Annotated in this window: 10 protein-coding genes; 5 read left to right on the top strand and 5 right to left on the bottom strand. The window is 62.6% G+C overall.

Annotation, left to right across the window (positions count from 1 at the left end):
* Positions 1-984 precede the first annotated feature (984 nt).
* Positions 985-1,266: a hypothetical protein gene (locus tag DH10_RS12270; protein WP_192245275.1), complete on the bottom strand. Its 282-nt coding sequence runs from the start codon at positions 1,264-1,266 to the stop codon at positions 985-987.
* Positions 1,267-2,561: 1,295 nt separating this feature from the next.
* Between DH10_RS12270 and DH10_RS12260 the strand changes: the two genes are divergently transcribed.
* From DH10_RS12260 to DH10_RS12245, 4 genes are all read left to right on the top strand, one after another.
* Complete coding sequence (locus tag DH10_RS12260) at positions 2,562-2,774, top strand: ATP-binding protein (protein ID WP_192245273.1); 213 nt, start codon at positions 2,562-2,564, stop codon at positions 2,772-2,774.
* Positions 2,775-3,124: 350 nt separating this feature from the next.
* Complete coding sequence (locus DH10_RS12255; RefSeq protein ID WP_192245307.1) at positions 3,125-3,664, top strand: DnaJ domain-containing protein; 540 nt, start codon at positions 3,125-3,127, stop codon at positions 3,662-3,664.
* Between the two features lie 156 nt (positions 3,665-3,820).
* Complete coding sequence (locus DH10_RS12250; protein ID WP_192245271.1) at positions 3,821-4,030, top strand: hypothetical protein; 210 nt, start codon at positions 3,821-3,823, stop codon at positions 4,028-4,030.
* A gap of 185 nt (positions 4,031-4,215) precedes the next feature.
* Positions 4,216-5,271, top strand: coding sequence for a hypothetical protein (locus DH10_RS12245; protein WP_246505903.1), 1,056 nt, complete (start codon positions 4,216-4,218; stop codon positions 5,269-5,271).
* A 6-nt stretch (positions 5,272-5,277) separates the two neighbouring features.
* On the opposite strand, the gene dprA is transcribed toward DH10_RS12245, so the two are convergent.
* From dprA to DH10_RS12225, 4 genes are read right to left on the bottom strand one after another with little or no spacing between them, the layout of a single operon-like run.
* Complete coding sequence (gene dprA, locus DH10_RS12240) at positions 5,278-6,414, bottom strand: DNA-processing protein DprA (protein ID WP_192245267.1); 1,137 nt, start codon at positions 6,412-6,414, stop codon at positions 5,278-5,280.
* Positions 6,411-6,992 (bottom strand): glycerol-3-phosphate 1-O-acyltransferase PlsY, encoded by a 582-nt coding sequence (gene plsY, locus DH10_RS12235; RefSeq protein WP_192245265.1) that lies wholly within the window; start codon positions 6,990-6,992, stop codon positions 6,411-6,413. Before plsY ends, dprA begins: the two co-directional genes overlap by 4 nt.
* A gap of 58 nt (positions 6,993-7,050) precedes the next feature.
* Positions 7,051-8,337: a dihydroorotase gene (locus DH10_RS12230; protein ID WP_192384763.1), complete on the bottom strand. Its 1,287-nt coding sequence runs from the start codon at positions 8,335-8,337 to the stop codon at positions 7,051-7,053.
* A complete protein-coding gene (locus DH10_RS12225; protein ID WP_192245261.1) occupies positions 8,334-9,314 on the bottom strand; it encodes an aspartate carbamoyltransferase catalytic subunit in 981 nt (326 codons plus the stop codon). Before DH10_RS12225 ends, DH10_RS12230 begins: the two co-directional genes overlap by 4 nt.
* A gap of 182 nt (positions 9,315-9,496) precedes the next feature.
* Between DH10_RS12225 and DH10_RS12220 the strand changes: the two genes are divergently transcribed.
* Positions 9,497-10,704, top strand: a 1,208-nt coding sequence (locus DH10_RS12220) for an acyl-CoA dehydrogenase family protein (protein WP_192384762.1), incomplete at its 3' end; no start/stop codon positions are given.

The raw sequence follows: 10,704 nt of genomic DNA, 5'->3' as shown, positions 1-10,704 counted from the left end.
ACTGTCACCCATCTCTCGGGAAGGGCACACAAAATCAAGGCTTTGCGAGAGGTGAGGGCGGGTTTCTGTGTCCGCAGAATTTCGTGTCCGCACTATGTCCGGAAAATGAAAAGCCCGCCACCGAAGCAGCGGGCCGATCAAGTGTCCTAAGGGCAATTGGTAGCTGGATTAGAGTGAGAACTCTCTACCTTGGATCGGCGACTTACGGATTCGTGAGGGAACTGGAGGCTCTAACTTTGCAGGCAACTGACTGCTCGATGTTGCCTTGAAGATCGCATTTGTCGATCGGTGTCACTGGGCAATTGTAGCCAATGGGGCATGCCTTGCTTGAGAAAGATTTTACCTTTGGGCGGGTTCCGGTCACTGGGAGGCTGGTTACGCTGCTTAAGGTGCTATTATGTTTGCCACCACTGCCGCCGCCGCCACCGCCTTTGGCAGACGCGATGCCAATAATGGCGGCGAACGCGACGGTTGCACTCAGGATGAAAAGCAATGCACGGCGGGATGTAGGCATTGTTCGATCTCCCTGGCGGATAGAGGAAGAGCGCCGGCAGACTGGCGACCGGGAGGGACTTCCTTCAACCGGCGCTCAATGGCGCAGGAGGAGTTGCGCCAACCACAAGACTAGCACGAGCCCCGTGAAGGGCGGTCACCATCGATTGGATGACGCGGGTTCAGCTATATTACTAACGCTTGACGCGCCCACACAGAAGCCCACCAGCGCGCGTTCTGGCTGGCCGCTGAAGCGTCTGGCGCGCTTCTTCATCCAAATTGCCAACCATTGGGAATTTGGCCCTACGGTTCTTTATGCGTCCGCATGGCGGCATGCCTGCTCATCGCCGGCTTGGTGCTGAGCTAGGCACCTACCTCCCGCTTCGTCCTTATGGATGATGCCGATCATTTCGGCAGGGACGTATGTTCATCGTCAGCCGGTGCCGTGTTCCGATTCCGAGCCCCCGCCGGTTAGGCCCGGCGTCCACTGGCCTACCCCGCCAGAGTGCCGGGCCGCTCCCGTGTTAGGGACAAGGCGTCCAGCCCTTGCGCTTGTCCGGCGTCGCCGCATGGTTCGTGAAATGCAGGTTGCAATCGTCCCGGCCGGCGCCGCGGCACTCGTGGCAATAGATCACCTTGATCAAATCCCAGTGCAAGATCGGCCACGTTCAGGACCGCGTTGCGCTTGCAGGTGAGGCAGTAAACGGACATGCCCGTGCCTGCCTCGAGCTTTTTACCGAGCGTGTCTTCTGTGAATGGAAACTTCATCGTCATGGCGATCTCCGGTGATTGAGGTCGCCGCAGCGGAGAGGATTATATTCCTGATCTCCGATCGCTTGCCAAGGTCTTACGCGAATCTGCATATGCGGCGGCCTGATGGCTGCGCTCGCCCTACTTCTAGAAGAATACGCGAAAGAGATGGTATCTCTGGCGATGAGGAAGCGCGCGACCGCTTGGCCGAGCTGCATCCTGGCATTATTCAACGAAGGCGTTGCGCCTGACGAAATCAGGCGGCGCTCGGATTCAAGCTCGACCGCCGTATAGCCACAGACGGCGGCTGCTTCATGTAAGCCAGAACCCGGCGAACAGGACGGTAAGGATAAGCGACGCGGGCACAGCAAGGAGCCACCGGGCTTCCAAAACACTGTTGTGACGATCATCCATATCCTTCGCTCCGTATCGTTCACCAAAAGGCTCCAGCGCGAACGTACCCTCCCGCCGGGGCGCGCGCCGGAGCCTCTGCTTCGCTCAACCGCCGTTGGCGGGAGCGGCTGGCACTAGGCAAACGAACCCTCAATGCATTCGTTCCAGCCGCGAGACTGCAGTCGAGGGCCTGATACGACCGAAGTCCCGGCACCCAAGGCAATGGGCTGAGAGGCGCAACCAACACCTCGGCAACACATTGGTTGCCGCCGCCGAGCGAGTCCCTTCATCGGCGGTTTGCGGGTGTCCGTTGCCATCGAACGCGGCGGGCACTCGCCACAGGAGAATTGCATGTAGCTTGACGATGTGGCGGACGGATCCCGGCAGGGCAGAGACTAATCCTCCTCCCGAAAATCCTGCAGCGAGACATGGCGCAGATAGTCCTCGCCGCGAAGATGCTTCACTCGACCCTGCCGATCGGCCTTGGCTTCACCCATTGCGTCGCCGGTCGCTTCATGTCCTCCGGCGCCGGTCCAGCATGCTGCTGGACGCGTACGTGCCCACCTAATGACCGCTAACGTCAGGCGACAGATCAATAGTAACCGATATAGATCGCTCCCACGGCTTCGGCCAGAAAAAGATCGAGGTCTTTGGCCCCTTCTCCGAAATCGCGCACGAGCTGATCGCACTGCACCGCGATTTCTGGAAGCGCTGACGCGGCGGCTGCGCCGCTCGATCGTGCCGACCGTTTGTTCTACAACGCCGAAGCCCTGTCGAGCACAGTGCTCTTGCGGGTGAGGCTGTCGGGGTTGGACCAAGCACAGGCAGCACCCAATGCGACAGCCTGTCGCGCGCCGTGTCGGAACCAATGCGATCGGTGCAAGGTTTCGGTCTTGAAGGGACCGCTGACCCATGGAACCGGAAAAATGGTCGAAATCTTTAGCTTTGAACTGGCGAAGGCTCGCCAGCGCGTGAAGCGAGCCGAGCGCTCTCTTAACCGGGCGAACGAATTGCTGGACGACGATAGCGGTGGCGTTGCCCTCAATCTTGCCCTCTGCTGCCGGATCCGTTCCGAGCAGACGCGAGTGATCGACGCCAGATCGCGCCTCCTGAAGATTAATCCCACTGTGCACTCCTGAGGAGCTCACCCGATTTCGGCATCGAGACCGCGAAGCATAGTGAGGCATATTGCGCCGCTCGGCTTGCAGTGCTGCAATTGAAGGTGCTCCAACAGACTGAGCAAACGAACGCTTCGGCTTAGGTTGAACGGGCTCCGATCAGATTTGCGGAGATGAGCACTCGAGCGGGCCAGCCTTATGGCGAGCCCGATTGGCAGAGGAAATCGCCACGCTCGGCCTGGCGCGACGTCCTGTTCGCTGAATCGTCAAGCGCTCTTTTGCAGGAACGCCGGCTTGCATGGGCAGAGCGGTTGCGCGATGCTGCTCTTGGGGAGTGGTGTTCGCAATATCGATTCTGTGGAAGCACCACTATGTTCATTGACTATTACGAACTTCTCGAAATCAGCCCGAACGCGAACTCGGAAACGATTGAACGGATATTTCGTTATTTTGCCATGCGCTACCATCCCGACAATCGGGACACCGGCAATGAATCACGCTTCAGCGAAATCGTGGAAGCCCATAATACGCTCAAAGATCCGGTCAAACGCGCCCAATATGATGTTCAGTATAGAGACCATTTGAGCCTTCGCCGCGAGCTGAGCGAGGAAGCAAGCAACGCCAAAGGGCTTGAACGGGACGTCGTCATTCAGGCCAAGCTGCTGTCGCTTCTTTATGTAAAACGTCGACAGGACGTCAATAATCCCGGCATCGGTGATGAAGAGCTCGAGCGCCTGTCAGGCTGCCCGCGAGAGCATCTGGAATTTCACCTGTGGTATCTGAAGGCAAAGGGCTGGATAGCAAGGATCGAAAACGGAATGTTCGCCATCACCGTGGACGGCATCGATCGCGCGAATTCCGAACATCGGCGTGATGTTGCCGTGACGAGGCTGCTGGACCATACGAACTGAGGGGTGCTCGCGAAAGCTCCTCGGCCGCCGGCCGGTTGGGTCTTACATTAGCAATCGCTTACGCTTAGATCGAACCGGGGCCCACGGTTGCTCATGGCAGGTCGATCCGACGGCCCGGCATAACCGGCGGCCGCATAATGTCCGCTGGAGGCGGGCATGGGCATCCAAAGGGAGGACAAATTGCCCGAGAAAAAGGTGATCGCAGTCAAGGACTGGACCTGCGCGATGAGCGACGAGCTTGGCCGCGTGGCCCTTATGATCAACCCTACCGACGGCGAGCCGGTCCTAGTCTTGATGACCATCTTTCAGGCGGCAAAGATGGGGCGCGAACTGCAGTCGCCGAAACGCGCGCAGCTGCCCATCTGACGGGGATTGAGGGCGTCGGCACAAGCCGGAGCGGTAACCCAACCTTGTGACCTGACTGGGCGATGTTAAAGTCGACCTTTCCGAAGGAGAGCTCGAACATGGCACTTGACCTTTCGGTAGATGCTTCAGCCGCTAAAGTGGCGACGTCTGGCAAATATCTCTTCGGTCCGGTCGCCGACTTCCTCATGCTCGGCGGCGGCGCATTTCTGATCCTGCCAATTCTGCTTTTGGTGCCGCTCGAATACGAGGGTCTCGTCGCAGCAACGATGGTGGTCGTGGCCTACCTTGTGAACTATCCCCATTTCGCCCACTCGTATCAGATTTTCTACCGCAATTTCGGGCGCAAGCTGAGCGGGAAGGGGTACGACAGGAGCCTGCAGCTTCGCTACATTTTCGCGGGCATCGTCGTTCCCGTGATCATGGGCGCGTTCTTTGCGTACGGAGCGGCAACGGCGAATACGCGCCTGCTCGGATATGCGGCCAATGCGATGTTCTTCTTCGTGGGCTGGCACTACGTCAAGCAAGGTTACGGGATGCTGATGGTGGACGCCGTGCTGAAGCGCAAATTCTTCGACGATCGGGACAAGAAGGTGCTGCTGGTCAACAGCTATGCCGTGTGGATCCTGGCATGGCTGCAGACGAACACGGCAGTGACGCAAGGGAAATATTACGGCCTGGAATATTACACATTCGCGGCCCCTTCCTGGATCGCCAACATTGCTCTGCTGGCGGCCGTTGCCTCGACGGCGGTCACAGTCCTGATGCTGATCAATCGCTGGCGAAGGAACGGCCGCGCCCTGCCGTATAACGGCATCGTGGCCTATGTCGCGTCGCTCTATCTGTGGATCCTGATTGCGAGAATAAATCCGCTTTGGCTGCTTGTGGTGCCTGCGCTCCACTCGCTGCAATATCTGGCCGTGGTCTGGCGTTATCAGACGAACGTCGAACGCGACATCGCGGATGCCGCGAGAAATCCGCGGCCGAAGATGCTGTCCTTTCTCGGACCTCTCTACAGGCTGCGGGTCCTGGGATTCATCGTCGGGGGCGGTGCGCTTGGATATCTCGGCTTCTGGCTTATCCCGATGGCGATGACGGCCTTGATCCCTTACGACAGGCAAGTTCTCGGGTCCTCGCTGTTTTTCTTCATCGTGCTGATCTTCATCAACGTGCACCACTATTTCCTGGACAACGTGATGTGGCGCCGCGGCAACCCGGAAGTGTCCAAGTACCTGTTCCGGTAGCAGGTTTCAGGGGCCCCCGAAAACCAATGACACATTCCCGCCGGCGTGGCGTTCCAACCTACCGGCAAGGTCCAGTTCCAATAGCACCATCGCTATTTGCGCGGCGCTCAAGCCTGTATGGCGGATGATCTCGTCCACCCCGACCGGCGTTGGGCCGAGCGCTTCCAGCACATTGGCGCGCTCGTTTTCGCCCGGCGGCGGCAGTGCCGACAGGTCGGGCGCCTCGGCGAGCGGTGTGCTGCGAGGAGCGCGAACACCAGCGAGAGGCGCCAGCGCGCCCAAGATATCGGCTGCTTCGGTGACGAGCGTAGCGCCGTCCTTGAGCAAGGCGTTGCAGCCGCCGGCGCGCGGATCGAGCGGCGAACCCGGCACGGCGAAAACCAGCCGGCCCATCTCGTTAGCGAGCCGCGCGCTGATCAGCGAGCCGGAGCGTTGCGCCGCCTCAACCACGACCAGCCCCAGCGCCATGCCGGCAACCAGGCGGTTGCGGCGCGGGAAATCCTGCGCGCGTGGTTGCCAGCCGAACGGCATCTCCGAGACGATAGCGCCGCCGCGCCCGGCGATGTCGTCGCACAGGCCGGCATTTTCCGGCGGATAGGGGACATCGAGGCCGCCGGCCAGCACGCCCACGGTGCCGGTCGAGAGACTGCCCTGATGTGCCGCCGTGTCGATACCGCGCGCCAAGCCGGAGACGATGCCATAACCCTCGCTGCCGAGATCCGCCGCCAGCATGCGCGCCATCTTGATGCCGGCGAGCGAGGCGTTGCGGGCGCCGACAATCGCCACCGCCGGCAGGCGAAACACCGCGCCTTCGCCTTTTACCGCCAGCAGCGGCGGCGGGTTATCCATGGTCTTCAGCATGGACGGATAGTCGGCCTCGCCGATGCCGACGAAGCGGGCTCCGGCGCGGCGGGCCGCTTCCAATTCGGCTTCGGCTTCAGCGACCGTCGGAATGCGGACGATGCGGCTGGCGCCTCCCGAAATCATCAACTCAGGCAGCATTTCGAGCGCGGCCTCTGCCGAGCCGAAGCGGTTGATCAATTCGCGGAAGGAAGCCGGGCCGACATTCGGCGTGCGGATCAGGCGGAGCCAGGCAAGCCGCTGCCGGTCGCTGAGGCGCGGGCCGGCGGCGGGCCCGCTCATCCTTTCGCCCCGATCTTGCCCTCGGTGCCGGCAAGAAGCCGTGAGATGTTGGCGCGATGCTTGAGGAAGACGATCAGACTCATCACCACGAACAGCCCCGCGATTTGAGGCGTGCTGATAAAGTAAAGCGCGATCGGCACCACGACCGCCGCTGTCAGCGCCGCCAGCGATGAATAGCGGAACAGGAACGCCATGGCGAGCCAGACGACAGCGAAGACCAGCATGCCTTGCCAGGCAAGACCGAGCAGCACGCCGAGATAGGTGGCGACACCCTTGCCGCCTTTGAAGCCGAGCCAGACCGGAAAGAGATGGCCAAGGAAGGCACCGAAGCCGGCCGCGAGCGCCAGTTCCGGCGCGAAGCGGCCGGCGATGAGCGCCGCCGCCGTGCCCTTCAGCGCATCGAGCAACAGCGTGGCCGCGGCAAGGCCCTTGTTGCCGGTGCGCAAAACATTGGTTGCACCGATGTTGCCGGAGCCGATCTGGCGCACGTCGCCGAGACCGGCCGCGCGGGTGATCAAGAGCCCGAACGGGATCGAGCCGAGCAGGTAGCCGAAGATCAGTGCGAGCCCGTAACCCATTGTTCCCCCGCTTATTTATGTCAGTCGAGCCGGTACTGTCCGGCTCGTCGACAGATGCTCAGGTCGAAAACACTGTGCGGCCCGCCACCATGGTTTGCAAGACCTTGCCCTGCAGGCGCGCGCCCTCGAAGCAGGTGTTCTTCGAGCGTGAGCGCAGGCCGCTCTCGCTGACGATCCAGGGCTCGTCGAGATCGACCACGGCGAGGTCCGCCAGCGCGCCGGGCTTCAGCGTGCCGCCTGGCAGGCCGAAAAGCTTTGCCGGCGCGGTCGAAAGCGTCTCGATCAGCCTGAGGAGAGGCACGTCGCCATTATGGTAGAGCCGAAGCGCCGCGCCAAGCAGCGTCTCCAGCCCGATCGCGCCGGCGGCAGCATCGGCGAAGGGCAGGCGCTTGGTGTCGACATCTTGCGGGTCGTGCGAAGAGACGATGATGTCGATCGTGCCGTCCTTGATCGCCTCGATCATCGCCAACCGGTCGTCCTCGGCGCGCAAGGGCGGGGTCAGCCGGAAGAAGGTGCGATATTCGCCGACATCGTTCTCGTTGAGCGACAGATTGTGGATGGCGACTCCGGCCGTGACGTTAGCGGCGTCCGCCTTTGCCCGGCTCACCGCGCCGGCCGCCATCGCGGATGAAATCTTGGCGGCGTGATAGGCGCCGCCCGTCAGCCGCGCCAGCGCCAAGTCCCGCTCGAGCGGGATGAGCTCGGCCTCGCGCGGGATGCCGGAAAGGCCGAGCCAGCTCGCATAGAGGCCTTCGTTCATCACGCCGGCCGAGGCGAGGTCTGCGTCCTGGGTTTCATGCGCGATCACGCCGCCGAAATCGCGGGCGTAGGTCAGCGCGCGGCGCATGACCAGCGCATTGGCGATCGTGTGGCGACCGTCGGTGAAGGCGACGGCGCCGGCCTCGCGCAGCAGGCCGAACTCGGTCATCTCGCGGCCTTCGAGGCCCTTGGTGATCGCCGCCGCCGGGAAGATGTTGACGCTTGCCGTGTCTTTTGCCGTGCGCAGCACGAACTCGACGAGTGCCACGTTGTCGATCACCGGGTCAGTGTCGGGCATCATGACAATGGAGGTAACGCCGCCGGCTGCCGCCGCGACGCTCGCCGACGCAATCGTCTCGCGATGTTCGCCGCCGGGTTCGCCGATGAACACACGGGCATCGACAAGGCCCGGAATGACCGTCTTGCCGGCACAGTCGATGACAACAGCGCCTTCGGGGGCGCCCTGGTTCAGCGCCGCCTTGCCGGCCGCGGCGATCTTGCGGCCATCGACAATGACGGTGCCGACCTCGTCGACGCCGCGTGAGGGGTCGACGATGTGGGCCCTGCTGAAGACCGTCACGCTCATGCGCCGCGCCCTTCATGGTTGCGGCCCTCAGAATTGCGGCGAGGGTCGAGCAGCGCTTCCATGACAGCCATGCGCACGGCAACGCCCATCTCGACCTGTTCCTGAATGACGCTTTGCGGCCCGTCGGCGATTTCCGAGGCGATTTCCACGCCGCGGTTCATCGGTCCCGGATGCATGACCAGCGCATCCTCCTTGGCCGCTTTCAGCTTTTCCGCGTCGAGGCCGAAATAGCGGAAATATTCGCGGATCGACGGCACGAAGGCGCCTTCCATGCGCTCGCGCTGCAGGCGCAGCATCATCACGACGTCGGCGTCCTTGAGGCCTTCGGCCATCGAGCGCGAGACGATCACGCCCATTCTGTCGATGCCGGCCGGCAGCAGCGTCGAAGGCGCGACGACGCGCACCTGCGCGCCGAGCGCGTTCAAGAGCATGATGTTGGAGCGGGCGACGCGCGAATGCAGGATATCGCCGCAGATCGCCACGATCAGTTTCGACAGCGGTCCCTTGGCGCGGCGGATGGTCAGGGCGTCGAGCAGCGCCTGCGTCGGATGCTCATGCGCGCCGTCGCCGGCGTTGACCACCGAGCAGCCGACTTTTTGCGCCAGAAGCGCTGCCGCCCCCGCCGACTGGTGGCGGATGATCAGGATGTCCGGACGCATGGCGTTGAGCGTCATGGCGGTGTCGATCAACGTCTCGCCCTTCTTCACCGAAGAACTCGCCACCGACATGTTCATCACGTCGGCGCCGAGCCGTTTGCCCGCGAGCTCGAAGGACGATTGCGTGCGGGTCGACGCCTCGTAGAAGAGGTTGATTTGTGTTCGGCCACGCAGCGTCGAGGTCTTCTTTTCCGATTGCCGCGAGATCGCCACGGCCTGGTCGGCGCGATCGAGCAGCAGCTCGATATCGGCCGGGGAAAGATCGCGGATGCCCAGAAGGTGGCGGTGAGGGAAAATCGGCAGGGACGAAGCGTCGGTCATCTCAAGGCGCTGCTATAGGGTGAGGTCCGGCCAGCCGCAAGCGCCAGCTTTGGATTGCGGGCGTTCTCCCCGGTATTTTCGTCGCGCGCCTTATGTTGCTTGGGCTATAAGGCCCCGTGGCTTCGGATTCGCGACCGCGGCCTTCAGATGGTAAGGGCCTTCCTACTGTAGAAGGATTGGGCGTGACCGACGACGTGATCAACCAGCCGCCGCCATTGACGGGCGGCAACGCATGGCGGGGCGATCCGTTGCTCATCCAGCTTGCCGAGCGTTTTTCCGATCCGGTGCGCAAGGACCTCGACGCTCTTGGCCGGTTCGCCATGACCCAAGAGGCGCAGGAGCTTGCCCGCCTCGCCAATACCGACACGCCGAAGCTCAGGACACATGACCGCCAGGGCCGGCGCATCGATCTGGTCGAGTTTCATCCCGCCTATCATGCGCTCATGCGACGCTCGATTGCCGGCGGCTTGCATTCCTCTGTCTGGGAAAACGGCGATGCCGAGATAGGCCGCCGGCACCAGGTGAGGGCGGCGCGGTTCTATCTGACCGCCGAGCTCGAGACCGGGCATCTTTGCCCCATCACCATGACCAGCGCTTCGCTGGCGGCGCTGATGGCAAGCCCAAAACTGTTCCGCGAATGGGCGCCGCGCGTGACGACGCGCAAATACGACCAGAGCCAGAAGCCGCCGGTGCAAAAGACCGGGCTCACCCTCGGTATGGGCATGACCGAGAAACAGGGCGGCACCGACGTGCGCGCCAACATCACAAGGGCGGAGCGCACGGGAAGCGGCTTCTACCGGCTGACCGGGCACAAATGGTTCATGTCGGCGCCGATGTCGGACGCCTTCCTGGTGCTTGCGCAGGCACCGGAGGGGCTTTCCTGCTTCCTCGTCCCGCGCATCCTCGGCGACGGCTCGGGCAATGGCTTCCGCTTCCAGCGCCTGAAGGACAAGCTCGGCAACCGCTCCAACGCCTCGTCGGAAGTCGAGTTCGTTAACGCCATCGGCGAGATGGTCGGCGAGCCGGGCGCCGGCATCAAGACGATGATGGACATGGTCACGCTGACCCGGCTCGACTGCGCCGTCGCCTCCTCGGCGATCATGCGGGCAGGGCTGGCCGAGGCCGTCCACCACACGCGCCACCGCCAGGTGTTCGGCGCCAATCTGGTCGACCAGCCGCTGATGCAGCGGGTGCTCGCCGACATGGCGCTCGACGTCGCTGCCGCGACGGCGCTGTCGTTTCGGCTGGCGCGCTCCTTCGACGAGGCGGCGAGCGATCGCGGCGAGGCGGCCTTTGCCCGCGCCATGACGCCGGTGGTCAAATACTGGGTGTGCAAGATCGCACCGCAGCTGCTTTACGAGGCGATGGAGTGCCTCGGCGGCAACGGCTA

The sequence above is a fragment of the Mesorhizobium silamurunense genome, assembly GCF_014843825.1.
Classification (GTDB): domain Bacteria; phylum Pseudomonadota; class Alphaproteobacteria; order Rhizobiales; family Rhizobiaceae; genus Mesorhizobium; species Mesorhizobium silamurunense.
This window is presented reverse-complemented; position numbering and strand designations above follow the sequence as displayed.

What these genes read in the sequence shown, in the direction of transcription:
- dprA (WP_192245267.1), bottom strand. Translation starts at nt 6,414, where the DNA reads ATGAGCGGGCCCGCCGCCGGCCCGCGCCTCAGCGACCGGCAGCGGCTT.
- DH10_RS12245 (WP_246505903.1), top strand. Translation starts at nt 4,216, where the DNA reads ATGCTCGGCGGCGGCGCATTTCTGATCCTGCCAATTCTGCTTTTGGTG.
- DH10_RS12270 (WP_192245275.1), bottom strand. Translation starts at nt 1,266, where the DNA reads ATGACGATGAAGTTTCCATTCACAGAAGACACGCTCGGTAAAAAGCTC.
- DH10_RS12260 (WP_192245273.1), top strand. Translation starts at nt 2,562, where the DNA reads ATGGTCGAAATCTTTAGCTTTGAACTGGCGAAGGCTCGCCAGCGCGTG.
- DH10_RS12225 (WP_192245261.1), bottom strand. Translation starts at nt 9,314, where the DNA reads ATGACCGACGCTTCGTCCCTGCCGATTTTCCCTCACCGCCACCTTCTG.
- DH10_RS12250 (WP_192245271.1), top strand. Translation starts at nt 3,821, where the DNA reads ATGGGCATCCAAAGGGAGGACAAATTGCCCGAGAAAAAGGTGATCGCA.
- DH10_RS12230 (WP_192384763.1), bottom strand. Translation starts at nt 8,337, where the DNA reads ATGAGCGTGACGGTCTTCAGCAGGGCCCACATCGTCGACCCCTCACGC.
- plsY (WP_192245265.1), bottom strand. Translation starts at nt 6,992, where the DNA reads ATGGGTTACGGGCTCGCACTGATCTTCGGCTACCTGCTCGGCTCGATC.
- DH10_RS12255 (WP_192245307.1), top strand. Translation starts at nt 3,125, where the DNA reads ATGTTCATTGACTATTACGAACTTCTCGAAATCAGCCCGAACGCGAAC.